17 protein-coding genes and 1 tRNA gene are annotated in these 25571 nt (G+C 46.5%); 14 read left to right on the top strand and 4 right to left on the bottom strand.

Going from position 1 to position 25571, the window contains the following annotated elements; genetic code table 11:
• Nucleotides 1–10: 10 nt before the first annotated feature.
• From HXT26_RS04470 to HXT26_RS04460, 3 genes are all read left to right on the top strand, one after another.
• Complete coding sequence (locus HXT26_RS04470) at nt 11–1156, top strand: CHAP domain-containing protein (protein ID WP_004105209.1); 1146 nt, start codon at nt 11–13, stop codon at nt 1154–1156.
• A 135-nt stretch (nt 1157–1291) separates the two neighbouring features.
• A complete protein-coding gene (locus HXT26_RS04465) occupies nt 1292–2014 on the top strand; it encodes a C40 family peptidase (RefSeq protein WP_032842321.1) in 723 nt (240 codons plus the stop codon).
• A 138-nt stretch (nt 2015–2152) separates the two neighbouring features.
• A complete protein-coding gene (locus tag HXT26_RS04460; RefSeq protein ID WP_004105206.1) occupies nt 2153–3178 on the top strand; it encodes a universal stress protein in 1026 nt (341 codons plus the stop codon).
• A gap of 359 nt (nt 3179–3537) precedes the next feature.
• On the opposite strand, the gene HXT26_RS04455 is transcribed toward HXT26_RS04460, so the two are convergent.
• Both HXT26_RS04455 and HXT26_RS04450 read right to left on the bottom strand, forming a co-directional pair.
• A complete protein-coding gene (locus HXT26_RS04455) occupies nt 3538–4812 on the bottom strand; it encodes a glycosyltransferase (RefSeq protein ID WP_112928873.1) in 1275 nt (424 codons plus the stop codon).
• A 141-nt stretch (nt 4813–4953) separates the two neighbouring features.
• Complete coding sequence (locus HXT26_RS04450; protein WP_422111948.1) at nt 4954–5373, bottom strand: OsmC family protein; 420 nt, start codon at nt 5371–5373, stop codon at nt 4954–4956.
• A gap of 151 nt (nt 5374–5524) precedes the next feature.
• Between HXT26_RS04450 and HXT26_RS04445 the strand changes: the two genes are divergently transcribed.
• From HXT26_RS04445 to HXT26_RS04405, 9 genes are all read left to right on the top strand, one after another.
• Complete coding sequence (locus HXT26_RS04445; protein WP_064340453.1) at nt 5525–6397, top strand: thymidylate synthase; 873 nt, start codon at nt 5525–5527, stop codon at nt 6395–6397.
• Nucleotides 6398–6474: 77 nt separating this feature from the next.
• Complete coding sequence (locus tag HXT26_RS04440) at nt 6475–7122, top strand: dihydrofolate reductase (protein ID WP_422111947.1); 648 nt, start codon at nt 6475–6477, stop codon at nt 7120–7122.
• Between the two features lie 46 nt (nt 7123–7168).
• Nucleotides 7169–7717: a low molecular weight protein-tyrosine-phosphatase gene (locus HXT26_RS04435; RefSeq protein WP_004105200.1), complete on the top strand. Its 549-nt coding sequence runs from the start codon at nt 7169–7171 to the stop codon at nt 7715–7717.
• Nucleotides 7718–7959: 242 nt separating this feature from the next.
• Nucleotides 7960–9327, top strand: coding sequence for a dipeptidase (locus tag HXT26_RS04430; RefSeq protein WP_422111946.1), 1368 nt, complete (start codon nt 7960–7962; stop codon nt 9325–9327).
• 158 nt (nt 9328–9485) lie between these two features.
• Nucleotides 9486–10124 carry a DUF3043 domain-containing protein gene (locus HXT26_RS04425; RefSeq protein ID WP_004105197.1) on the top strand — a complete coding sequence of 213 codons (639 nt, stop codon included), beginning with the start codon at nt 9486–9488 and terminating at the stop codon, nt 10122–10124.
• A 153-nt stretch (nt 10125–10277) separates the two neighbouring features.
• Nucleotides 10278–11051: a DUF4191 domain-containing protein gene (locus HXT26_RS04420; protein WP_032835341.1), complete on the top strand. Its 774-nt coding sequence runs from the start codon at nt 10278–10280 to the stop codon at nt 11049–11051.
• Nucleotides 11052–11836: 785 nt separating this feature from the next.
• Nucleotides 11837–12445, top strand: coding sequence for an ECF transporter S component (locus HXT26_RS04415; RefSeq protein WP_004105192.1), 609 nt, complete (start codon nt 11837–11839; stop codon nt 12443–12445).
• Between the two features lie 54 nt (nt 12446–12499).
• Nucleotides 12500–15250, top strand: a complete 2751-nt coding sequence (locus HXT26_RS04410; RefSeq protein WP_422111945.1) for an ATP-binding cassette domain-containing protein — start codon at nt 12500–12502, stop codon at nt 15248–15250.
• Between the two features lie 448 nt (nt 15251–15698).
• Nucleotides 15699–15771 (top strand) — tRNA-Arg (locus HXT26_RS04405).
• Nucleotides 15772–15792: 21 nt separating this feature from the next.
• On the opposite strand, the gene HXT26_RS04400 is transcribed toward HXT26_RS04405, so the two are convergent.
• Both HXT26_RS04400 and HXT26_RS04395 read right to left on the bottom strand, forming a co-directional pair.
• The gene (locus HXT26_RS04400) at nt 15793–16056 is read right to left on the bottom strand and encodes a Txe/YoeB family addiction module toxin (RefSeq protein WP_080550925.1); all 264 of its coding nucleotides are present in this window, start codon (nt 16054–16056) and stop codon (nt 15793–15795) included.
• Between the two features lie 17 nt (nt 16057–16073).
• Nucleotides 16074–16349, bottom strand: a complete 276-nt coding sequence (locus HXT26_RS04395) for a type II toxin-antitoxin system RelB/DinJ family antitoxin (RefSeq protein WP_004105185.1) — start codon at nt 16347–16349, stop codon at nt 16074–16076.
• 651 nt (nt 16350–17000) lie between these two features.
• Between HXT26_RS04395 and HXT26_RS04390 the strand changes: the two genes are divergently transcribed.
• Together HXT26_RS04390 and HXT26_RS04385 are read left to right on the top strand one after the other, a co-directional pair.
• Entirely contained in the window at nt 17001–17963 is a 963-nt protein-coding gene (locus HXT26_RS04390) for an ORF6N domain-containing protein (protein ID WP_422111944.1), read from the top strand.
• 1167 nt (nt 17964–19130) lie between these two features.
• Nucleotides 19131–25427, top strand: a complete 6297-nt coding sequence (locus tag HXT26_RS04385; RefSeq protein ID WP_422111943.1) for a Rib/alpha-like domain-containing protein — start codon at nt 19131–19133, stop codon at nt 25425–25427.
• Nucleotides 25428–25571 lie beyond the last annotated feature (144 nt).

Genomic DNA, 25571 nt, shown 5'->3' with positions numbered 1-25571 from the left:
AGTGATTAGTATGAGACATGCTGCACATGGTGCCACAAAAGCAAAGAGGCGTGGTGATTCGCCGCTTTCGCTGTTTGTCGCTCAGCATGGCGCGCATGGTGCGCATAGTGTGCGTGGCATGCGTTCTGTTCAAGCTAATCGTGTTAGTGAGCGTTTGGCTGCGGTTGCTACTAGCAATGGTGCTGTTGTAGAGCTTCCAGAAGCTGTTTCTGAGCGTTTGCAGGAGCTTGTTCCTCAAAGCAGGCGCGCGCTTAGGTTGTCTAAACTTGCTAATGAGCGTCGTCGCAATGTAATACTTTCAACTTCTCTTGTTGCAATGGTTGGTACTGTTGCAGCTACTATGGCTTTAACTAAGGTTAATAGTTTTGATTCTCGTGCTTCCGAATTTGAGCCATCTATGACTGCAGTTGGCGACGCATCTTCAACAGTTTCGCGTTCTAGCCAACGCGAGTCTCTTGATCCTATGGCAACTATTAATAACGCTGTTGACTCTATTGAGAATGCTGCTAAAAAATCGCATAATGCGGACTCTGCTGATGCTGCAAATAGTGCGAATGAAAGTAGTTCTGCTCGCTCGAATTCGAAGCATAAAAACTTAGCCGATAAGGTTGCTAATTCAGTACAACCTGGCACTTTTTCTACTATATCTTCGAAGTCTGATTCGTGGAATTTAGGTTCTGGTTCAGGCTTTAATATTGCAGAGATGTCACGTTCTGCTGCGAATAATCCTAGGGTTGCTTTGTTGATGGATAAAGACTTTGACGTTTTGCCGAAGGGCTTTAATCCAAATCACGCAACTGGTGATACCGGTAACGCGTATGAGTTCAGCCAGTGCACGTGGTGGGTGTATGTTCGTCGCCATCAGTTAGGTTTGCCTGTTGGCTCGCATTTTGGCAACGGAAATATGTGGGCTGATTCTGCGCGCAATCTTGGCTATTGGGTAGATAATTCCGCTCGTCACGTTGGCGATATTATGGTGTTCCGCTCAGGTCAGGCTGGTTCTGATCCGTTCTACGGGCACGTTGCAGTTGTTGAAAAAATTAATTCAGACGGTTCTATTGAAACTTCTGAATGTGGTGCTTCTTACCAAGGACGAACTTTCTCGCGCAAGTTTGACGCTAAGGAAGTTTCTCAATATCAGTTTATTCATTACTAAATTTGTACTACTGAAGCTTTGTTACTAAAGCTGCTTTATTAAAATTAGTTTGTTTATTACTAAAATGAGTTTGCTTGTTACTGGCGTTGCTAATTTCTCTCGTATGTAATGCCCCGATGATATACTGCAAAGAGTATGCTAAAACAAAGTAGAATTTTCTCAGTTTTTGTATCAGCTGCCGCAGCAGCTTCAATGCTTACTGTTATGGCGCCATTCGCCATGGCAGAGTCTTCGCATGAGCTTTCCGAGTCAGCTGTCACTTCTACGCGCGCATTTCCAAAGGTGACGAATGTGCGTCGCGATATTTTAACTGAATCCACTTCTACTGATGTCGACGCAAATTCTCATTGGGGTGGCATAGAAAGCTTGAATGTACCTCAAACTAAGACTCCTAGCGAACAAGCTGCTGAAACGGCACGCCGTGCTTTTGCTGGAAATGCTACTGCAAGCCGTTCTGGTTTCCGCAGTGGTGTTGAACAGGTTCCTCTTGCTTCTGTAGTTCCTCCTGATGGTAAGTCTGTTGCCTCTCTTTTGAATTTTGCTACTCAATTCTTAGGCAAAGTGCCGTATCGCAGCGGTGGCAATACTCCTGCTGGATGGGATTGCTCCGGTTTTGTGCAGTATGTTTTTGCTAGTGTTGGTATTTCTTTGCCTCGTACTTCTGGAGCGCAGGCAACTGTTGGAACTCCAATCCCAAGTTTGGCTCAAGCGCAGCCTGGAGATATTATCGCGAATGCGCAGCATGCTTCTATTTATGTTGGCAACGGCATGGTAATTAATTCGCAGCTTGCTGGCACTAAGTACGATCCTATCCGCTACGTGTTCCCAGGCGGGTACTCTATTCGTCGCATTCTGTAGCTTCTATAGTTTCTGTAGCTTCTGTAGTTATATATCGCAAAACTGCCAACACTCAATCTAAAATTACGCTACAATAGTATTTACAAGTTGTGCGCGAGTGACGCTGCTGTCGCGAGTGCAAGTATGAGGAGGTTGGCAATGATCCCAGAAAAAGCTGTATTGGTTGGAGTTGACGGCTCACACGCGAGTTATAAAGCGGTTTGGTGGGCTGCAAATTACGCAAAGCATGCTGGGTTGCAATTGCAAATTGTTTGCGCTTATTCGTTGCCAAGTTATGCTGCTGTTTCTTTTGATGCCACCTACACTGCGATTGGTGACGATAATGCAGCTCATCACGATGCGCAAGAAATTCTATCTAAAGCAAAAGCTGTTGCTCTTGAGCAGGGAGTTGACGCGACTACGCTAATTGTTACGGGCGATCCTTCTTCGGTTTTCGTGGAACTTTCTCGTAACTATCAGCTTATTGTGATTGGTAATCGTGGAAAAGGTGGCTTGGCAGAGCGTTTGCTCGGCACAACTAGTTCTTCGCTTCCAGCTTATGCGTATTGCCCAATTGTGGTTGTGCCTTACACTGACGATGACGGTCAGCGTATTCACTTGAATAATACGATTACGCGTGTGGCTGTTGGCTCTGACGAGTCAAAGTGGGGGCTTAAAGCTCTTGAAATTGCGGCTGATTTGGCGGATAGCTGGCATGCTGAGCTTGATGTTATTTCCGCAGTGCCAAGAGTGCAAGGTGCTGAGGGCGATACTGCTGTTATGGGATCGTACATGGAGGATCTTGAGGAGCGCGTGAAGCCAATTTTGCAGCGTTTGCCGGATTTGCAAATTCATCGAACTGTTGTGCCTGGTTCTGCCGTTGAAGCTTTGACTCAGGCTAGTTTGAATCATGATCTTGTGGTTGTTGGTTCTCGCGGTCGCGGTGGCTTTACCGGTTTGCTGCTTGGTTCGATTAGCCAGGGATTGTTGCAGCATTCTTCGAGGCCTGTGTACGTTGTGCCGCGCAAGTATGTGGAATTTAGTGCAGCTCAGGTTGCAGCAGCGCAAAAGCAGCATTCTGAAGCGTCTATTGACGATATTTCCGGAGTACATGAGGTTGATGTGCCGAAGGCTGGTAAAGAAGCTGCTAAGGAGATTGAGCAAACAATCGATCCGCTGCGATAGCGCGAAAGCATGTCGTTACGTGCGCAGTCGCTCATCTGCACCAGTAACGAAAAACGGCAGAAAACTGTGCGGCTGTGTGCAGTTTCTGCCGTTTGCCAGCCGGATTCCGACCAAAACTTTACAGCCGTGTGCAGTTTCTGCCGCTTCCCAGTCGGATTCCGACCAAAACTTTACAGCCGTGTGCAGTTTCTGCCGCTTCCCAGTCGGATTCCGACCAAAACTGTGCGGCTGTGTGCAGTTTCTGCCGCTTACCAGCCAGATTCCGACCAAAACTTTACAACAGTGTAAAGTTTTGGTCGCCTACGCGCTGTACTGCGCTCAAGCATGTCATCGCGACCGCGTTTGGAGCGTGAGAGCGTCTAATCTTGCGATTCTTGCGGCTCCGCTTCAGTATTCTCGCGCTTTTTCAGCATAAAACGCGCGCGCCTGGCATCTCGCTTAGCTTTCTTTTCAGCGAGCTTTTCCTTGTTCATCTCGATTGCGCGCTTGTAAATCTTAAGCAGCTCAAGCGCTTGGCTCTTAAAATCGTTATTCTTCGAATACTCGAGCACGTTCGCCTTAAGCTGAGCCTGCTCAGCCTCGCTCATATTCAAAACTTTACTAAAAACAGTCTTAAAATCTTCCTTAGTATCCCACTGATACCCGTTTTGACCGCTAATAATCTGCTTCTCATTCGGCACATCATGCTTTACAAGCGCAAACAGACCGGAAGCCATTGCCTCTAGCATCGAAAGTGAGTGCATTTCGGAAAGTGATGCTGTTGTGTAGTAGTCCATTGCGTGCAAATACTTTGGAATTTCCGTGTGAGCAATAGGCCCAAGCAAGCAAATTCTGTCGTCAAAACCATTATCTGCCACGCGCTTGCGCAACGATTCCAAATCAGGACCGCCGCCAATAACAAATAAGCGCGCTTTTTCGCGAGGAAAATCGCAATACATAAAGTTGTCAATTAATTCTGAAATATTTTTTTCAGCGCCGATTCTACCAACGAAAACAAACAGCTTAGTAGAGTCAGAAACGCCATATTTTTCGCGGAAAGCTTTGCGGAATGCAAGTCGCTCAGGCGTTGGTAGGAACTTCTTATATTCCACAGCGTTATTCAGCACAATTACTTTTTTATCAACCTTCTGACGGTCAATATATGCCTGTGCTTTAGGAGACATGCTCGTAATAATTGTGGCATTTTTCGAGAATCGCATAAAATATTTCGCCGAAATATTGCGAGAGAACTCAGTAAAATGCTTTAAGCCAATGTAAAACAGGAATTTATCGTATTCTGTGTGAAGCGTATAAATAACGGGAATATGCTCTTTTTTTGCTACTTCCAAGCCGATTTCGCCAATGCCAAATTCGTTTTGAATATGAATGACATCCGGCTTAAATTTAAGAGGAAGTTGCTTTCGCATGTGACCAATCGGGAGCGCAACGCGGTATTTGTAAAGCTTTTTAAGCAATATGCCCGGAACGTAAACAACTCCATCTTCAAGCTTGGTTTTGCGCTGTTTTTCGGAGCCGACCGTGACTACTAGCACTTCATGACCAAGCTCTTCATACATCTTTTTGAGCATATAAGACTGTGTTGCGACGCCATTTATGTACGGTGGATACGTTTCGGTAAAAATAGCGATTTTCAAAGTTTCCTCCGGTTGCATACATGCATGCGTAGCGTCATTATTGCGCAAATATCTTGTGTACTCAATTGTGCCACATGTGGTGAATTTTAGTGTGATTTTAGTGCGATTTTTCGCGACTTTTGGCGCGACTTTTGGCTTATTCTAGCTGCGAACCGTAACGTTTACGCTAACTTGCGCGCCTTTTTCGAGCGTATGCTTAACAGTACAACCCCTGGAAATGTGGCGTTCCATGCGCTCTTTTAGTGCGGACGCATCTTCCTGGCTGAGCGCAGGTTTTGCGCAAGTTGCGTCAAGAGTGACATCTTCTTGAAAACGCAAGTACGTGCCTTCTTCCGCGTCGTACGTGCCGTTTACTACAACTCGCGCTCCAGCGCCCTCGCCAATAGCGTGTTCTGCAGCGTATTGGCTGCTAAGAGCTGTGCAACCAGCTAAAGCGATTTGCATTAATTCAACCGGGTTGAACATGCCTTCGCCGTGACCAAACTTCAAGCTCACACCGTCGTTGCTGTGTGCTTCCCAAGTGCCGTCCTCGTTGCGCTCTACCCATAATCTTCTAGACATTTTTGCTCCTTTGCTGTAGTCGTTTTTGTTCATGTTATCGTAAGGATTGTAACTTTGCGCTCAATTGTCGAATCTAGCGTTTTGCGTGGTAGACATATGGTTTTACGAGCGCAATTCTTTAAATTTATTAGTGCTTTGTTAACATGGCAGCATGGCTTTAACAGAAGAAGAACTTGCAGCAATTCGCGCGCGGGTACCACAAAAACCAGCGTCTAATATTCCAACTCCTTACGAGGATTTAGTGCGAAAAATCCTCACGGAAGGCACTCTAAAATCAGATCGCACAGGCACTGGTACGATTTCGCTTTTTGGCCAGCAAATCCGCTTCGACATTAGCAAATATTTCCCGCTTATCACCACGAAAACCGTGTTTTTCAAAGGACTTGCGTACGAGTTGCTTTGGTTCCTTAAAGGCTCGAGTAATGTGCGTTGGTTGCAAGAAAACGGCGTTCATATTTGGGACGAGTGGGCGGACGAAAATGGCGATTTGGGCCCTGTTTACGGAGTGCAATGGAGGAGTTGGCCGGCGCCGACAGCGGAAAATCCAAACCGCACAATCGACCAAATCGCAAACGTGCTGGATCTTATGAAGAATCACCCGGATTCTCGTCGCATGATTGTTAGCGCTTGGAATCCTGCGGAAGTTGAGCATATGGCGTTGCCGCCTTGCCATTCGCTTTTCCAATTTTACGTTGCTGACGGCAAGCTTTCGTGCCAGCTTTACCAGCGCTCTTGCGATATGTTCCTTGGCGTGCCGTTTAACATTGCGTCTTACTCGCTTTTGACGATGATGATGGCTCAGCAAGCAGGTCTTGAGCCGGGCGAGTTCGTGTGGACGGGCGGCGATTGCCATATTTATGACAATCACGTTGAGCAGGTGCTTGAGCAGCTTTCGCGCGAGCCGTACCCGTATCCGCAGCTTGAAATTCGTAAGGCGGATTCGATTTTTGACTACGATTACAGCGATTTTAAGGTGGTTGATTACAAGCATCATCCGACGATTAAAGCACCGGTTGCGGTGTGATTGATTGCAAATTATTTTGCTTGATTTTGCTTGATTTAGTTTAATTTTTAGCTTGTTTTAGCGTGTGAGGTGCGTATATGGCAAACAGCGTGTCGCATAATTTCCCTGTGCGACTGATTTGGGGCGAGGCTTCTGGTTTGGACGGCAAGCCCGGCGCTATGGGCGTAAACGGAGGCATGCCGTGGCGACTTTCGCCGGATTTGCGCTATTTTAAGGCGATGACTATCGGTTGCCCTGTGATTATGGGTCGCGGTACATGGGATGCGATGCCTCCGAAATTCCGTCCGCTTCCGGGTCGCGAAAATATTGTTGTTACGCATAATCCTGATTTTGTAGCAGATGGAGCGCGTAGTTTTACTAGCATTGACGCGGCTTTGGATTACGCGCGCGAATGGCTGGAAAATAGGGAAGTGCTGGAAAGTCAGGAAAGCGTATCTCAAAACGTATCTCAAGACTCGCCTCAAGATGGCCCAGCAATCTGGGTTATTGGCGGAGCTGCGATTTTGCGCGAAATGCTTGCGAATTATCACGCAGACGCAGCTTACGTAACGCAAATTGATGCGAAAGTTGCAGCGGACACATTTGCTCCGAATATTCATGCATTAGTTGATGCAGGAAAATGGCATGTTGCGCGTGAAGGCGAGCTTGAGGAAGCGCCGCTGAAGGTTGGTAGCGAAAGCAATCCTGCACGATACCGGTTTATGGTATATGAGCCTGTGCAGTAAACGAGAAATCGCAAAGTAAACGAGACAGCAAAATAAACGAGGAAGCATGACTGAAGAATCAAGCAAAATCAAGGTAGACGCACGTCACCCATACACTGTTATGACGGTTTGCACAGGTAATATTTGCCGCTCGCCAATGGCGGAAATTGTGTTGCGCAACGAGTTTCAATTGAGGGGATTGGGCGACGTTGTTGCTGTGCGTTCCAGCGGTGTAAGCGACGAAGAGTACGGAAATCCGATTGATCGCCGCGCGCAAAGAGAATTAACTAAGCGCGGATACAGGCTTCCTGCTTCGCATTTTGCGCATCGAATTGAAGCGGATGAGATTGCGGAAACGAACCTGTTTTTGCCTATGACGGCTTCGCATATGCGTTCGCTTTTGCGTTTGTTGCCTGCGCAAAAGCGCGAACTTGTGCATATGTATCGCGCGTTTGATCCGTCGCTTCCTAAGCCTCAGCCGGGTCGCGAGATGTTGCTCGACTTGGCAGATCCGTGGTACGGAGGTCCTCGCGAATTTGAGGTTGCGATGGATCAGGTTGAGCAGTGCGCGCCTTATATCGTCGATTGGGTTGCCACGCGCATTGAGAGGGCTTGAAAGCGGCAGAAACTTTACAGCCGCGCGCAGTTTATGTCGTTTGCGCGCCAAAAAGCGGCAGAAACTTTACAGGCGTGTAAAGAAACGGTCTCGCAAGCTGACCAAAGTAGATAGTTAAGTTTGCGTCGCGTTTTCTCGCGTTTCCTCATATTTGCGGACATAGTTGCGAATATAGTTTAAATTTGTAGGTATAGTTTTACAGGCATCAATTACCGCTCTGTTACTTTTATTTGGGAGGATTTATGGCAGGTTTGGCTGTCGAAGACGTGCGCGCTCGCGTGCAAAACGCCTGGAATGACGTAGTTTCCGTGCTGAATAAGAAGATTTCACTGGCTGCGGTGTCGGCTAAGGGCATTGCTGGCGAGCATATGCGCAAGTCCGCGCAATACGTGGCTGGGGTATTGCGTGAGGTTGGTATTGACGCGCGCGTCGAGCAGTCTACGAATCCGGACGGCACTCCAGGAGCTTTCGAAGTGGTCGGCTCGCGCATCGTAAACCCAAGCGCGCCAACGGTTTTGCTCTACGCGCATCATGATGTGCAGCCAGTTCCAGATCCATCTGAGTGGGAAACCAACCCATTTGAAGGTACCGAGCGCGACGGTCGCCTCTACGGACGCGGCTCAGCCGACGACGGCGGCGGAATCGCAATTCACTACGGAGCTTTGCGCGCACTGAGCGACGATTTGCGCGTAAATATTAAGGTTTTCATCGAAGGCGAAGAAGAAATGGGCTCGCCAAGCTTCATTCCTTTTATCGAGTCGCATAAAGCCGAATTTGAATCAGACGTAATTATCGTTGCCGACTCCGGCAACTGGTCCGCCGAAATCCCAAGTCTTACAACGAGTTTGCGCGGAAATACCGACGTGGACGTGAAGGTTAAAGTGCTCGGCCATCAAGTGCATTCCGGTCAGTTTGGCGGCCCGATTTTAGATGCTTACACGCTCGCTTCCATGCTTATTGCCTCGCTTTACAACGAGGCTGGCGACCTGGCAGTGCCTGGAATTGAAGCACAGGAGCCGGTTGGCGGTTTGCAGCGCGATTTGGACGAAGCGCAAGTGCGTGCCGACTCTTCCGTGGTCGATTCTTATAAGCTTGCCGGCACCGGTTCTCTCGCAGCGCGCATGTGGACTAAGCCGAGCTTGACGGTAATCGGCATGGATGCACATCCTGTTGAGGGCAGTTTTAATGTGATTGCGCACGAAACTAAGCTGCGTCTTTCGCTTCGTACCGCGCCTTCGCAGCGTCCGGAAGAAGCGCAAAAAGCTTTGTGCGACTTCTTGGTATCTCACGCGCCTTTTGGTGCAGAAGTTACTGCAGAGCCGATTGATAACGGTATGGGTTGGGCAATGGATCCGGATGCTGTTGCAACGAAGGATGCGCTCGCTTCTATGCGCGATGCTTTCGGCGTGGAGCCGGTAAATAAGGGCGAGGGTGGTTCGATTCCGTTTATTCCGGAGCTTCAGCGCATCTTCCCGAAGGCGCAGGTGCTGGTGACGGGTCCGGAAGATCCTAAGTCCAATGCGCACAGCCCGAACGAGTCGATTTCATTGCCTGGTTTGCGCGGAAATATTGTGACGGAAGCGCTGCTTTTGGATCGATTGGGCGAGTAATTCTGACTAATTTTGCGCGCAGGCGGCAAAAACTTTGCAACACTGTGAAGTTTCTGCCGCTTTTTGCTGCGTAGCCGACTTTTTCTTTACACGCGCGTAAAGTTTCTGCCGTTTCCTCCGCGTCTGCATGCGTCTAGTCTGTTGAGTAATCTGCAAACATGACATGGAATCCATTTGCAAAGAAAACTGCCAATAATGAGGGCGCGTCTACTCCTTCGTTGCAAAAGAAAGTAGCGGATGCAGAATCGTCTGTAGCGACGAAATCTCGCGAAAAAAACGCGCCGACTCCTAAGCGCAACGCTGCTCAGGCGCAAAAGCTTCGCCCACTAGTACCAGCAGATCGCAAGGAAAGCGCAAAACGCGCGCGTGCTCGTCTTCGCGAATCTGAGAATTTGCAATACAACGCAATGCGCACTGGCGATTTGGCGCATATGCCAAAAATTGAGCAGCTTCCGTGGCGTGTGTATATTCGCGATTACGTGGATGCTCGAATTAATATTGGCGAGTTTTTCATACCAGTTGCAGTGCTGATTATGATTTGCTTGTTTGCGCTATCTAAGTTTGTGATTGTTTATTTTGTTTTTGCAGTGTTCTTGTACGCGTATTTGTTTGCATCTGTAATTGACATGTTTGTTATGTGGCGTAAGTTGCGTAAGGAGCTGATTCGTCGTTTTGGTGATGTGGCTGTGTCGCGCAAGTCGCGTTCCGGCATGTACGCATTCAGCCGCGCTATGCAGCTTCGTCGCTGGCGTTTGCCTAAGCCGAGTAGCGCAAAGCGTGGTAACTGGCCGAAGTAAGTGCAGAAATAAGTGCAAATTTATTAATATTTGCACAAGCTACTATTATTATTTGGGATACTCAAAATAACGCGAATATTATGGGGTAAACGCATGGCACAAGATAAAGCACAAAGCAAATCGCAAGGCGCGTCGAAGGGTGCGACGCAAGGCATGAAGCAGACTAAGAAAAAGCAGGGCATGTTCTCGCAGATCATACGTATTTATAAGTACACGCATTCTGACGATAAGCAGCTGCCTTTGTGGTTGTCTTGCGCGTTTGCTGCGCCGATTTTGGTTGCTGTAATTCTTGGAATTGCATCTCGTTGGTCCATTTTGATGTGGATTATGATGCTTATTACAGCGGTGATGCTTGGTCTGCTGCTGTTTACTGTTGTGCTTACGAAGCGTGCAGATAAAGTTGGTTATGCAAAGTTGGAAGGTCGTCCGGGTGCGGCTGCCGGCATTATTTCTGCGATTAATAAGGGCGGTTTTACTTTTCCGCAGCAGCCTGTGTGGGTGGATGCGCGCACGAAGGATGCGCTTTGGCGAGGCACTGGTTTTAACGGAATTTTCCTCGTTGGTGAGGGTAATTACGAGCGTTTAATGCATGCTATGGATCGACAGGAGCACGCTATTAAAAGCGTTACTGCCGGATCTAATATACCTGTATACCGTATTGCTGTTGGTAATGGCGAAAATCAGGTGAAGCTTAAAGAATTGCGCGGAAAGGTGTTGCGCTCGAAGACGCTACAGCCTGTGAAGCACAAGTTTGCGTTGTTTGATAAAATTCATCCGAACCGCCGATTCTTCCTTACTAAGACGGAGCTTGCGATTTTGAATGAGCGTTTGCGCACGTTGCAAAGCAAGAGTGGATTTGGCATTCCGAAGGGCATCGATCCAACGCGTCCGCAGCGCATCAGCCGTCGTGCAATGCGCGGTAAGTAAATTATTCTTGCGACGGATTGGCGACAGTTACTTTACGTAAATGTGAAGGAACTGTCGCTTTTTGATGAGATTTCGACATTTTCTGTACACAGCTGTAAAGTTTTGGTCGGAATTTGGTTGGGAAGCGGCATAAACTTTACACCGTTGCACAGTTTCTGCCGTTTTTTGGTGCGCAAGCGACCTTTATTTTACACGCGCGTAAAGTTTCTGTCGTTTTTCGTTACTGGTGCAGATGGGTGACTGCGCGCGCTGTGCTGCGCTCAAGCATGTCGTCGCGCGCACAAAACACAACCGAATTCCCAATAAACTACCATGCAAACCTGCCCTGCCTTCGTCAATCGAGACGAAGGCAGACCTCGCTTGCGTTGAAAGCACACCGTGCTTTCAACCCTGAGCAAGCTCGGCATTCCGAGTTGCTTTCGCGCGCGCTGTGCTGCGCTCAAGCATGTCGTCGCGCCCTCGTTTGGAGGGTTGGCGTCTACGCGCTGCCGTACAATCGTCAATCGACACGGGTGCTCTGTGTTTTCGCTTATGTAAGCGTGAACATTCAGAGCTGAGAGAAAACCGCTTGAACGTGAATCCGGGTAATACCGGCGCACGGAGGTCTGTTTTTCCCGTGCCTGGAGAGGTGTTGCAAGGTTTCTTTGTAACGCAAAGTATTGCATGTAACGCATCGCAATGTAACGCGTTTGACGCACAGCATCGTAATGTACACATGTAACGCAAAATATTGCATTGCGCACAATGTAACGCATTGCAACACGTAACAAGAAAGGCACATTTTTATGTCAGAAGAAAATTATCAGTCCAACATGCAGTGGCGTGTTGCAGACATCGCAGTTGCTTCCGTAATTGGCGTTGTTTCTGCTTTTATTTATTGGGTTGTTGCCATTTTTAGTGAGGTTCCATGGACTGCGCTAAACAGCATTCTTCCAGGTTTTGCAGGTCTTATTAACGGTCTTTGGCTCTTCGCTGCTCCTTTGGCCGCAGTAATCGTGCGTAAGCCGGGTGCTGCTATTTACGCTGAAGTCGTAGCTGGCGTGCTCGAAGCTTTGATGGGCAATCAGTGGGGTGGTGCTGAAACCTTCGCTATTGCAGTGGTTCAGGGTCTGTTTGCTGAAATTGCGTTCATTATTTTCGCTTACAAGAAGTGGAATTTGAACACAATGATTCTTTCCGGCGCATTGACTGGCATTGGTTGCTGGGGTTACACCTTCCTCGGTAAGTTGCAGGCTGTTAGCGTATTCGGCAAGTATGGTCTTCCATACTTCGCCAGCACAGTGGTTTCCGGAATTGTGTTTGCTGGTGTTTTAATGTGGTTCTTGTATGTGGGAATCGCTAAGACCGGCGCGTTGGATCAGTTTGCGTCCGGTCGCGAAATACGCGAAAAATAGCGAATAACGTATTCGCAAAAATTAAAAATCTATCATTGCCATAAAGGATTTACTATGCCTGATGCTGTTAAATCGCAAGAATCTGAAACTTTCCTTCCATCAGCTTCAAGCGATTGCAATAGTGACAGCAGCGCTAATAACGCTAATAAAGCTAGCAAAGCTAATAACGCTGAGCTTCGTTTTGAGCATTGGGGTTATCGTCATGCTTCCCGTCGCGCTTTTGCTGTGCGCGGGTTGGACCTCACAATTAAGGCGGGGCAGCGCGTGTTGCTGCTTGGTGCATCAGGCATCGGTAAATCCACGATTTTAAGCGGCGCGGCAGGTCTTATTGGCAATGATTTTGTGGCGAAAAATAGCGCAAAAGATAGCGTAGAAAATAGCGAAGATAGCGCAAAATCCCAGCAAACCACTCTCGTCGAAGATGCCGATGGTGGTGTGAGCGAGGGTTGCGTTTTGGTTGACGGCGTGCCGGTTCGACGTGCGCGCGGTCGTGTTGGTTTGGTTTTGCAAGATCCGGATGCACAGGCGATTTTCCAGCGTTTGGGGGATAACGTTGCGTTTGGTCCGGAAAATATGAACGTTCCGCGCGGTGAGATTTGGGATCGCGTGCGCAAAAGTCTTAAAGAAGTTGGGTTGGATGGCTTGCAATTGCATCGCTCAACTTCGCATTTAAGTGGCGGTCAGATGCAGCGTTTGGCGCTTGCTGGCGCGCTCGCTATGCAGCCGAGTGTGCTGCTTTTGGACGAGCCGACTGCGAATTTGGATCCGGATGGCACGCAGCAGATTGTTGGTGCTGTGCGCGCGGTTTTGGATTCGACGCATGCCACGATGGTGCTTGTGGAGCATCACGCGGAGCCGTGGATTGACATGATTGACCGCGTGGTTGTGCTTGGGCTTGAGAATGATGAAGCTGCGAACGGAAAAGATGCGAACGGCGAAACCGTTCATAGCGAAACCGTTCACGACGACGATATTGCGCGCGCGGCTTCTTCGCGCACGGTGATTGTGGCGGACGGCACGCCAGACGAGGTGTTTAATCGCACTGATTTGGACTTTGAGGATCTGGGTATTTGGCTTCCGGAGCGTTACAAGCACAACGCAAAGTCTTCCGAAAAGTCTTCCGCAAATGCGGAATCTCCTGAAAATTCTTCCGCAAGTAATTCTTCCGTAAGTAATTCTTCCACAAATGCAGAATCTTCTGAAAAATATTACGAAAACTGCAATCCAGCGGAAGGCTACGGAGAAGTGCTACTTTCCACGAAGGACCTCGCAATCAGCCATAATAGCGAGCCGATTGCGCGTCACATCAATCTTGAGTTTAAAGCCGGGCAGATTACGGCTTTGGTCGGCGCGAACGGTGCTGGAAAATCAACGCTTTCGCTCACTTTGGCTGGTCTTTTGCCGGCAGTAAGCGGCGAGGTTGTGGCGAGTGATGCTCTTGCTCAAGGCGCGAATGGTACGGATCCAATGAAGTGGAAGTCGCCTGATTTGGCGAAGCGCATTTCGTACGTTTTTCAGAATCCGGAGCATCAGTTTGCGTGTGGTTCGGTGTTGGATGAGGTTATGTTGGGACCGCTTCGCACGGGTGTTTCGGCGGATGAGGCGCGCGCGAAGGCTCAGGAGCTGCTGAAGCGATTCCGTCTGGCTCGTTACGCGAAGGCGAATCCGTACACGCTTTCGGGAGGTGAAAAGCGTCGTCTGACTGTGGCAGCGTCGCTTGCTGCGGCTCCGCGTGTGCTGATTTTGGACGAGCCGACTTTTGGGCAGGACCGCAAAACTTGGTTGCAAATTATTCGCTTGATTGCAAGCCTTCGTAGCGGGGGTGTGAGCATTATTGTGGTGACGCACGACCGTGAGCTGGTTGAGGCGTTGGGTGCGCGCTTGGTTGAACTTGTGCCGGATGCGAAAGCTGAAGCTGCTGAAATGAGTGCTGCTGAAGCAAAATCTACCGAAGCGCTTTCCGCAACTACCGGCGCAACCGACATTTCGCGCATCAAAGTGAGCGCAGTAAACAATCGCGACGAGGAAGCGAAACTTTCCAGCAAATCGCCACTTCTTGCGTCAATTAATCCAGTATTTCGCATTTTTGGAGCGTTCGCGGCTTCGATTCCGCTACTTTTTACGCTTGATTGCGTTTCTGCTTCGGTTGCGTTGCTGCTGGAATTTGTGATTTTTGCGTGCATTAAGCTTCCGCCATGGCGTGTGATTCGCCTTTCGTGGCCTGTGTGGGTGGGCGCGCCGACTTCCGCGCTCACTGTGTTACTATACGGCAAAAGTGGCGGAAATACTTGGTTCCAGTGGTGGCTGATGCATGCTACGGATCGTTCGGCTATGCTGGCTGTTGCAACTTCGCTTAGGATTTTGGCGATTGGCGTGCCGTCGATTGTGATGGTGATTGGGCTTGATGCTACGGATTTGGCAGATGCTTTCAGCCAGGTGTTGCATTTGCCGGATCGATTCGTGTACGGCGGTTTGGCTGGAATTAGGCTGTTTGGCGTGCTGCAGGATGATTGGGCGGCACTGACTGCGTCGAGGCGTTCGCGCGGTTTGGGTGATGAGCATCGCGTGAGGGCGTTCTTCCCGCAGTCGTTTGCGCTGCTTGTGCTTTCGATTCGACGTTCGACGACGCTCGCCACTGCTATGGAAGCGCGCGGTTTTGGGGGAGTTGGTGCGCGTTCGCACGCTAGGGTGAGTCGTGTGCGTGCGCGCGACTGGTGGATTTTTGCTGTGTGCGCGATTGTGCCGTCGGTTGCTGTTGCGGCTGCGCTTTACTTTGGCACCTTTGCCTTCCTCGGTGGCGCGTGATGGCTGCGTGCGCGTGAGTTTTTGGTGCGTATGCGGCATAAACTGCGCGCTCCTGTAAAGTTTCTGCCGTTTTTTGCTGCACAGGCGGCATAAACTGTGCGTGCCTGTAAAATTTCTGCCGTTTTTTGGCGCGTAGGCGACATTTATTTTACATGGCTGCACAGTTTTTGCCGTTTTTTCGTGCGTAGCCAACCTTTCCTTTACACCGCTGTAAAGTTTCTGCCGCTTTTTGCTTCGCATCCCCAGTCACAATCTAGTTTCTAAAGCACAACCATACTAACCTGCCCTGCCTTCGTAATAAAGCCGCAGGCAGACCTCGCTTGCGTTGAAAGCACACTGTGCTTTCAACCCTGAGCAAGCTCGGCGCTCCGAGTTGCTTTCGCGCGCTGTGCTGCGCTCAAGCAGGTCGTCGCGCATCCTCACTAGCGTGTATACTTTCTCGAGTTGCGGGCTTGTAGCTCAGTGGATAGAGCGTCTGCCTCCGGAGCAGAAGGTCGTGGGTTCGAACCCCATTAAGCCCACTTTTGATTTTTCTACTTTCCCTACTTATCGTCGTAGTGGCCTCTGCAGGCGTAGATTATAATCGAGTCATCTGTAAATGAGTAAACGATTCTATCCTTATCGTTTACTCGTCTACTCCAGCAGCCAGAATAGTTTCCTTTGAGTGGTTCAGGCTTACCTTTTCCGTCTATTGGATTCCGCATAATCTCTTTAATAATATTGTTGAGCTTTTTGCGAGTCTTATTATCGCTTTCCCAATAGAGATAGTCGTTCCAGGCATCTGGAGTCCAAGCAATCTTTCTCATTGTTTGAACCATACGTCCTAATTCATTATTAGATTGTGCTCTTCGAGCTTGATGGTTCCATTTCTCACGCCGTCAATCTGCGATTTCAAATATGCTTGATTTGACGGTTCGTAAAACGGATCTAGCGAAAAATCTAGCGGTATCCTCTTTTCGCGACCAATAGTTTTAATAAACACGTTCAGCGCGGCGCTCATAGAGATTCCGAGCTCTTTGCAAACTCGTTCCGCGTTGAGTTTGTCTTCTTTCTTTGCTCGAAAGTTTACGTTTACTATATCTGTTGTTGCTGTAGTCATTTTGACTCCTATGTCTATGGTGAATTTTGTACTTTTTCTCATACTCTCATATAAGTATACAATAATTCTATATAATGTAACGTAAATATCATTAATTATGCAAGCAATTATTGATGATTTTAGCGCGCGACGACCTGCTTGAGCGCTGCGATTTAGCGCGCGAAAGCAACTCGGAGCGCCGAGCTTGCTTAGGGTTGAAAGCACGGTGTGCTTTCAACGCAAGCGAGGACGTGAACGCGGCTAATCCGCGCGAGCGACACGACCTGCCTTTTCGCTTGGAGCGTAGCGCGCGGCTGCACAGTTTCTGTCGCTTTTTGCCGCGTAGCCGACTTTTTCTGTACACGCGCGTAAAGTTTCTGCCGCTTTTTGGTGCGCGTAGGCGACATAAACTGCGCGCGGTTGAGTCGTTTCGGTCGTGCCTGTCTACTCGTTGCTTTTCCTGTACTGTTTTGTAGAATAGTTGTATATGCGCTGATGCGTTTAAACGATGCGTTTATATGTGATTTGCGTGATTTTAGTAACTTAGTGATTTGTTTCTGTGATTTGTTTCTGTGATTTTGCAGTGTTGCTTGTGATTTATGGGTCTTGTGTTAGAAGTTACGTTTTTGTTGCACTGCGCTAGGTTTTACGCACATTTTTAGGAGGGGTTTTATGGTAGAGCAGAATAAAAATTTAATTATCGCGGACGCTAGAAGTGTGCCATCTAAAGTGCTTATAGACGCTAAAAGCGTGCCAGTTAAAGCGCTTATAGATGCTAAAACGATAAAAGAGAAGATCTATAACATTCGCAATCAAAAAGTTATGCTTGATTTTGAGCTTGCTGAAATTTATGGGTATACTACGGCAAGATTCAACGAGCAGGTAAAAAATAACATAGAAAAGTTTGATGATGACTTTATGTTTCAGCTAACTGCTGATGAGTTCAAAAACTTGATGTCGAAAAATTCTACATCAAGTTGGGGTGGTCGCAGAAAGCTTCCATATGCTTTTACGGAGCAAGGTATTTATATGCTCATGACTGTGTTAAGAGGCGAACTTGCCATAATTCAGTCGAAAGCGCTTATTAGAACCTTTAAGCAAATGAAGGATTATATTGTTGAAAACAGGGATTTTATTGGCGCGAATGAGTTAGCGCAGTTGGCGATTCAAACGAATCAGAATACTAAAGATATAGCGGAAATAAAATCTCAAATGGCAACGAAGGAAGATTTTAATAAGGTAATGGATAATTTTATTAATCCAAATACGTATAAGCATTTTCTTCTTATGGACGGCAATAAAATAGAAGCGGATCTTGCGTATTGCAAAATATATAAGTCAGCTAAGAAAAGCATTTACGTTGTTGATAATTATATTGGTCTTAAAACTTTGGAACTATTACGTTTTGCTGGTGAAGGGGTGGGAATAGTAGTTTTTAGTGATAATGCTAGGAATAAGAATATGCTTACGGAAAGCATGTTGGGAGATTTTGTAAGCGATTATCCTGGTGTTGATTTGAAGTTTAAGACTGCTGGCAGAAAGTATCACGATAGGTATGTGGTTATAGATTATGGGACGGCTGATGAGGCTGTTTACGTTTGTGCGCGACGACCTACCTTTGCGCTTAAAGCGTAGCGCGCAAAGGTAATTCGGAGCGCTGAGCTTGCTCAAAGTTGAAAGCACGGTGTGCTTTCAATGCAAGCGAGGTCTGCCTTCGTCAATAAAGACGAAGGCAGGGCAGGTTTGTGTGGTGGTTCATTGTGAATTCGGTTGTGTTTTGTGTGCGTGCGTATGCGGCATAAACTGCGCACGGCTGCACAGTTTCTGCCGTTTCTTCCGGCTCCGCACTTCTGCTCGCGCTTTCTGTCTGCACTCGCGTAAAGTTTTTGCCGGATTAAGGTGCGCAAACGACCGTTTCTTTACATAGCTGTAAAGCTTTTGCCGTTTTTTGGCGCGGAAACGACTTTTTCTGTACATGTGCGTAAAGTTTCTGCCGGAATCTGGCTGGGAAGCAGCATAAACTGCGCACGGCTGTAAAGTTTCTGCCGGATTTTGGTGCGTAGACGACCTTTATTTTACACCGCTGTAAAGTTTCTGCCGGAATCTGGCTGGGAAGCGGCATAAACTGCGCACGTGTGTAAAGTTTCTGCCGGATTTTCTTTCTGACGCGATGACATGCTTGAGTGCTGCACAGTATATATAGCAGCATGGCATATAGTGACGAAGCACACAGTATATATAGACGAATCATACAGCAGCACGGCATATAGTGACGAATCTCACACGCCACACAGCAGCGAAGCACACAGCACACAGCACACACTGCATATACCAGCACAGTATATAGCAGTGCGATGCATGCGCCATAACAACATGTAGTACTTTGTGTTGGGAAAGTGGTCGGTTTTTAGACACGCCGAAGACGCGATTTCGTCGTTTTGGCGTCGGAAATTATTCATTATAAATGCGTTTTACAGTAGATTTTTTAGCGATATTCGTGAATTATAGAAATTTTTTATATGCACGAATATAACACGTGTTTTGCTTGAAATCATTCATGGGGGGGGGGGTATAAATATTAGAGGCTTTTCAGCAACCATGCTTGCATATAGGGCATTGTTATACTGACTACCTGTGGTTAGCTCTGTCTATGGCATTTGCAGTAGTATGCGTACAAGGTTTTAGTACGCTAAGCATTGGCATCGTATGCAGGTTGAGTACGTGAAGTCTTAAAGATTAGAGAGTTGGAATTTGGGATATACTGCGGCTTGTGCGGCGGTTGAGGACCAGGAAGGCGAGAAAATGTTACCAGCAAAGTTCCGTGGATTCGCATCACGCGTGGGTCGTCTTGCGTCGCGCGCTTTGGTCTGGCGTAAGACCAGCGCTAACGACGCCGTTCGTACTTCCAGCACCGCAGTTATTTCTTCCAGCAATGCCAATACTTTCGGCGCTGCCAGCACTTCTTTCGACAATGCAGTCACTTCCAGCAACGCAGCCACTTCCGGCAGCGTCACCATCGCTCGCGCAGCACGCCCATCTCACACTCTTCGCCGCGCGCTCTTCGCAATGTTCGTAGTCGCCGCCACCATAGTAACCATGCTCATAGTGCCGCCGGTAAAAGAAGCTAATGCAGCTAATGTTAGTTGGGATTACATTGGTAATGGATATATTTCTCCTAACTCTGTTGCGAGTTATGATGTATATAGGGATTTCGGTGTTCAGCCGCCAGATATAAATACAGTAACCGTTAATGGAAAGAAAACAACAACTATCACTTGGAATGTTCTTTTTAATGCCACTTCTTGCAGAATTAAAAAAATTGCGGATCCATTTATAGACTGTGATGAGGAAGCTGCTGAGCATACTTATGGTGGTAGACCTGACTTTTATCTTATTCTCCCTGCGGATCTTAAGGACAATACTATTAAGATTACGCGTTATAGAACTAAGAGTGACGGTCGACATCCTGTTAAGAGACAGGATGGTGGCTATTCATTTATTAATACGTACTCTTGGGAGACTCGAGGCGAAAATCAATCACCAGGTGATTTTAATGGTGGAAGCAATGAAACCAAATTGCCTGGTGATAAAGGATATGATGGCCTATGGGATAATTCTATTTCAAAATGTGGTATGGGTTCAAACAATGCTTGTGAAATTAATACATGGCGTAGAGCTGGTAAATTTGGCAGAATTCTTAAATCTTGGGAACAAGATAATGGTGTAGATGCTATTCGCTGGATTGTTTCTGCTGAAGTTAAAGATGGAGTGAATCCTTATGACATGCCTTTCCTTGCTGGCTGGATTTCGCTTAGAGGTGACAAGCATAAGTTTACAGCTTGGGGTCCGTATGATCACGATGGTGATGGCATACCAGACTTGGAAGAGTTTAAGTATGGTTTAAATCCTAAAAATGATGATGACATCCAATTCCCAAAGAGGTCTAAAGAGGACGCTGTTTACGGTGAAGTTACTTCCGTGAAACCGTATATAAATACTGGTGAGTGGGTTGGTGATTCTTATAACGGCAATTTTAAATATTATAAGGACATGCCAAATCATGGAGGCAGAACTACGTCTGAGATGATTCCAACTGATGCTGGAATAGAATTTACGTTTAAAAAGAATGAAATTGGGAATAAGGAGATACTCCCGTCTGGTGTTACTAAGGCTAGTAGTCCTAATAATATGAAGCCTGGTCAGGCATATATTAATCCAAGAACAGGCGAAGTTAAGTATAATCCTAAGACGTCTGATAGAGGCAAAACCATACATTTTGATGTTCAAATAAACTATCCTGATCCTAGACCTAACAATTGTAAAATGAACAATTCAATTGTGAAGGTTAAACGCGTTGATATACACGTCGTTTCACAGGCGTCCCGGTATAACCCTGAATATGAAACATTGAAGAATGTGGAACCTACGTCATCGAATGCTTTTACTGAGCGTCCTAAGAGCGTGCGACCAAATGGCAAGTATTGGGTTAAGGAAGGACCATTGCCTGAAGGAACTACTTTTACCTTAAGGCAATATAAAGGTAATGGTGGAAAGGGTGGCAACATTGGTGACCCAGTGCTTAAGTGGTCACATATTGAAAATGAAGATAAGAAAACAGGTAGAGTACATTTTAAGCCAGGTAGAAAAGAAGCTGGACTGAAGGGAAAAACTCCTGTTATTGTTACGTATCCAGATGGTTCTACATCTGAGGATTCTGATGCTGCTAACTTCAATGGCGGTAAAGGTGTAGTGTACGCCAGTGTGGAGGTCAATAAGCTTCCAGTTGGCGATCAAGATATGCATTTGAATATTCATAATGGAAATAATGAATATAGTCTTGCTGGTGCTCCAATCAGAGACTCTGATATTTTGCATTATACGAACAGCATGCCTATTAAGCCTAATTTAGTACTTGACTCATGGTCTAATGTTCAGCCTGGTAAAATTGTTTTCCGAACATTGTGCAGTGAGGATCCTACAGCTAACAGTAAGTACACATTTTTATCTAATGAAAAGCAAGAATTTAATGGCTTGAAAATTGGTAAGCCTGTACAATGGGAAAAGCTCAATATAGCTAAAAAAAATTGCAAAGATAAGCAATGTGATGCGAAAAAATATTTGTACACTGACGATAGTGATACAGCTGAGCGTTCTCGAGCTGTTATTAGTGGAACGCCTAAGAATAATGGCAATTTTAGGTGTGTTGTATTTGCATTGCATGAGGGTAGTCAGATTCTCGGTAACCTTGATAATCTTGGCAAAAATCATCCTGAACAGTTAGCTATGTTTACTAGTCTTACTTCTAAAGATATAGCTTCGCGCACATTCCGTTTCCAAGTGCACCCAATGGCAGAAATGTACAATCCTAAGTACGAGACTTCTACTGTGCAGGCAGGTAACTTTGATAAGAATAATAACGTTTCTAAAGTTCCAAGAAGCTTCAGAAATGCTAATGGAGTTACGAATAATCCTAGCTATGTGAAGAACAATGCACCTTTGCCAGATGGAACTTGGTTTGAGCCTTCGAATCTGAATAACAAATTGTCGAAATGGGCTTCTTTTGAAGATGGCCAAGACAACAAGCCTGCTAGTAATAATGTAGGTAATCATCATAATGATGGAGATGGTGCAAAATACGGTAAGGTAACTTTTAGTCCAGATAAGTGGCAGGAAGCAGACACTTACAATTATCCGGTAGTTGTGCATTATCCTGATGGTTCTAAGTCAACTGACCGTGGGTCTGCTAATGGCGGCAAACCTGTGAATGCTCCAGTTAATGTAGAGCGAAAAACAGCAAATCCAGATTTTCATTTGAATCTGTACACTGGCAGAACTGGCGGAACTATTATTATAGATAACGATCCACAGGGTGTTACTTTCAAAAAGAATCAAAATGTTGATATGTTAGTAGACTCATGGTCTGCTTATAAGCCTGGGCCTATTAATCAGCGAGTGATTTGTTACAAGAAGGATCCTAAAACTGGACAGCCAATTGCTGGCTCGTATCAAGTTGGTGGAATTAATGGGTTGAGCCTTACTGGTGACAGTAATGGTAAGCCTAAGCAGTGGCAGCATGCTGATGTTGAGCATAACAGTGATAAGCGTAAAACATGTAATCGTAATGATAGGAATGGTTGCAAAACTGGAACTTATCTTTACGACTATGATGTAAAAGACAATGTTGATGGCAATAAGGAAACCACAGAACGAACGAAAGCTTATATTAAAGGTAATCCTAAAGATTATGGCGATTTTGTTTGCACGGTTTATGGATTGAAAACTCTTTCGCATAAAGGTAACAAAGGAAATCTTGTTTCTCGTTTCGATGCTGTTGTTAAAAATATCAAAAATGATGCAAGTGGAACACTGAGTAATATTAACGCATTACTCAATAACACAGTAGATGCAAAGAATCCTCAGAATAACTCTGTGCGACACATTGATTGGGAATCTGTTACTTTCCCAATTCACGTGCATCCTGACGCATACTATTACAATCCTGTTTATGATCTTTCAAAAGTGATAGCTGGAAATAAAGTAACATCTAATTCTCCAACGAGTGTGAAGCCAGGTAGTGGAACTACAGATAATATTTATATTCAGAAGGATGCATATGACGCTATTAAGGAAGGCGCTTTGCCTCCTGGCACTTGGTATGAGCTGAAAAAGTATTCTAAGCCAGATAGAAGTAAAACTAAGTATGGCAAAGATTCTCTTGAATGGGCTAAGTGGGATCCTGCTACAAATAGTAACGAACCGGACAACAAAAACGACCCTAATAACCATATAGGTAAGCATCATGATACTGGTGATGGTGCAATATACGGTAAGGTGACCTTTAGACCTGATAAGTGGCAGGATGCCGCTACATATTATCAGCCTGTTGTTGTGCATTATCCTGATGGTTCTACGTCTGAGGATGCTGAGGCTGGTAACAATCAGTTCAGTAAGACTCAGAATGCTAAAGACACATTCAATCCTGTGTATGCTCCTGTTGCTGTTGGTCGTGAAGACGATAAAAATACGCTTAATCTTAACCTGTATAAGCATTACTACGATAAGGGCATGGGCAACGGCTACGACCTTAAAGTAGGCGAGTCCTTAACTAACGATGCAACCTTCGACTCGTGGATGACTAAGTCTGTTGGTAAGTTACATCAGCATGTAATCTGCTCTAAGAAGGGAACGGACGGTAAGTATAGCGAGTATACATATAATGCTTTGCCGGGTCATTTTGATAAAAAAGGTAAGAATGCGAAAGATGACGAAAAAGACGGATTGAGGTTTAAGAGCCAGAAAATCTGGGATCACGCGAGCTTTAAGCAGCAGGAGCAGTGCCGCGCAGATAGTAAGAAATGCGATAAAAACAACTATCTGTACGACAGTGACGGCGCTTCCGAGCAGACGCGCGGATATTTTGGCGGAAAGGCTCAAAAGACTGGAGACTACCAGTGCAAGGTCTACGTTATAAGTGGAGATAAGAAGTCCACTGAGTTTGAGAATGCGGTTAAAGCTAAACTCAAGAAAGATACTTCTGCTGACCCAGCTGTTGGTATGTTTGATAAGACTAAGGACAATAAGTATCCGTACGGTGAAGACGGTAAAGGTTATAAGACTGACTCTTTCGAGGTCCGCATTCACAACGACGCTCACTTCTATAATCCCGTGTATGAGAATGTGAATGTTCAGGCTGGTGGAAGTGTTGAAACTGCTGTGCCTAGTAGCAAGAAGCCTGTTGCTCCTGCAAATGATCCAAACAAGTATGATTACATCAAGGAAGGATCTTTCCCAGATGGTACTTGGTTTGAGTTTAAGACAGAAAAGGGCAAGGATGGCGTTACTCGCGAACTGCAACCAGAATGGGCATATTGGGGAACCGATAACAATGAAGACCAAAGCAATAAGCCTGACAATCTTGCCGATCCTAATAATCACAAGGGCAAGCACAGTGAAAAAGGCGACGGTGCTAAGTATGGCAAGATAACATTTAATCCAGACTTATCTATTAAAGCCAATTCATACAAAAAGTATGTTGTTGTGCACTACCCGGACGGTTCCACTTCGGACGATCCTGATGCTGGCAATAACCAGTTTAAGGCTTCATCGAGCGCAACCAGCACTATGAATCCGGTGTTTGCTCCTGTAAAGGTTACGAAAAAGAATAACTTTAACGACCTTCAAATGGAGTTGCTAAGGTCTGAAGATGCTGATCCTAAGCAAGATTCTCTAGGTACCAGTAATCCACTTACCGTTATGAGCGGCACGAGTCTTACTAAGAACCCGTATGTGCGCGCGTGGAGCGTTACTAATAAGAATCCGATTACATTCCGCATGTTGTGTACAAAAGATGGTCAGCAAAAGTGGAGTCGTGGCCTTGATGATTCGTTGAATATGCATTTGGACGATAAGAAGGGTGGTTACGGCGAGTTCGTAGAGCCATGGCCGTTTGCAACTCGTGAACAAAGAATCGCATGTAGCATGAATGATAACAATTGCTACCCTAATTTGCTGTACGGTTTTACAAAGGGAACTGGTCCTCTCGACAAAGTTAGCGCTGTTGCGCGAAGTGAAGTAGAGATTTCTGGTATTCCTCAGCAAGCTGGGACATACACATGTTCCGTGTATGCTCTTAAAGGCGATAGAGTTGAAAATGTAGGTAACACCGACAAAAAGCATGTTCTTGGCGGCAATCTTGATAAATTCCAAGATATTTATGACCATGCAGATAAAACCAATGACGGAAAGTATATAACAGGCATTGATTGGTCTACTTTGCAGCCAAGTCAAGGTGTGTTTGGCAAAAAGCAAATGGGCGCATTTGGAAACAATTGGCAGCGTATTACCTTCAAAGTGAACGTGATCGATCCGCCTAAATTCGCTCTGCCAAAGACCGGCGGAATGAACTGGAACGTGCTGCTTGGTGCGTTTGCTGTGATTGGCACGGGCGTGATGGCGGCTGGGTTCTTCCTTGAGCAAACCAAGTGGGGGCGCGCGATGCTCGAGGCGTTGCTGCGTAAGACACTGCTTAAAGATTTTATCTGCAAAACTGCCAAAAAGCTTCGCGCTTTAAGGCGACGTAGCGAAAGGTGGCGATGCTGATGAAAACATTTGCACGCAATCCTGCTAGCCGGCTAGTCGTAAGACGTAACTGACTCGCAAGCTTGCAGTGCGATTCTCGCTAAAACTTGTTGCGCAATGCGACGCGCGCAAACAGTGGCTAGCGGAAAACGGTGGCTAGTTCAC

It is taken from the genome of Gardnerella sp. DNF00497B (assembly GCF_049262725.1).
Lineage (GTDB): Bacteria > Actinomycetota > Actinomycetes > Actinomycetales > Bifidobacteriaceae > Bifidobacterium > Bifidobacterium leopoldii.
Note: the sequence above shows the minus strand (reverse complement) of the source record. Positions and strands in the feature narration are given on the sequence as shown.

What these genes read in the sequence shown, in the direction of transcription:
- HXT26_RS04470 (WP_004105209.1), top strand. Translation starts at nt 11, where the DNA reads ATGAGACATGCTGCACATGGTGCCACAAAAGCAAAGAGGCGTGGTGAT.
- HXT26_RS04465 (WP_032842321.1), top strand. Translation starts at nt 1,292, where the DNA reads ATGCTAAAACAAAGTAGAATTTTCTCAGTTTTTGTATCAGCTGCCGCA.
- HXT26_RS04460 (WP_004105206.1), top strand. Translation starts at nt 2,153, where the DNA reads ATGATCCCAGAAAAAGCTGTATTGGTTGGAGTTGACGGCTCACACGCG.
- HXT26_RS04450 (WP_422111948.1), bottom strand. Translation starts at nt 5,373, where the DNA reads ATGTCTAGAAGATTATGGGTAGAGCGCAACGAGGACGGCACTTGGGAA.
- HXT26_RS04445 (WP_064340453.1), top strand. Translation starts at nt 5,525, where the DNA reads ATGGCTTTAACAGAAGAAGAACTTGCAGCAATTCGCGCGCGGGTACCA.
- HXT26_RS04440 (WP_422111947.1), top strand. Translation starts at nt 6,475, where the DNA reads ATGGCAAACAGCGTGTCGCATAATTTCCCTGTGCGACTGATTTGGGGC.
- HXT26_RS04435 (WP_004105200.1), top strand. Translation starts at nt 7,169, where the DNA reads ATGACTGAAGAATCAAGCAAAATCAAGGTAGACGCACGTCACCCATAC.
- HXT26_RS04430 (WP_422111946.1), top strand. Translation starts at nt 7,960, where the DNA reads ATGGCAGGTTTGGCTGTCGAAGACGTGCGCGCTCGCGTGCAAAACGCC.
- HXT26_RS04425 (WP_004105197.1), top strand. Translation starts at nt 9,486, where the DNA reads ATGACATGGAATCCATTTGCAAAGAAAACTGCCAATAATGAGGGCGCG.
- HXT26_RS04420 (WP_032835341.1), top strand. Translation starts at nt 10,278, where the DNA reads ATGAAGCAGACTAAGAAAAAGCAGGGCATGTTCTCGCAGATCATACGT.
- HXT26_RS04415 (WP_004105192.1), top strand. Translation starts at nt 11,837, where the DNA reads ATGTCAGAAGAAAATTATCAGTCCAACATGCAGTGGCGTGTTGCAGAC.
- HXT26_RS04410 (WP_422111945.1), top strand. Translation starts at nt 12,500, where the DNA reads ATGCCTGATGCTGTTAAATCGCAAGAATCTGAAACTTTCCTTCCATCA.
- HXT26_RS04400 (WP_080550925.1), bottom strand. Translation starts at nt 16,056, where the DNA reads ATGAGAAAGATTGCTTGGACTCCAGATGCCTGGAACGACTATCTCTAT.
- HXT26_RS04395 (WP_004105185.1), bottom strand. Translation starts at nt 16,349, where the DNA reads ATGACTACAGCAACAACAGATATAGTAAACGTAAACTTTCGAGCAAAG.
- HXT26_RS04390 (WP_422111944.1), top strand. Translation starts at nt 17,001, where the DNA reads ATGGTAGAGCAGAATAAAAATTTAATTATCGCGGACGCTAGAAGTGTG.
- HXT26_RS04385 (WP_422111943.1), top strand. Translation starts at nt 19,131, where the DNA reads ATGTTACCAGCAAAGTTCCGTGGATTCGCATCACGCGTGGGTCGTCTT.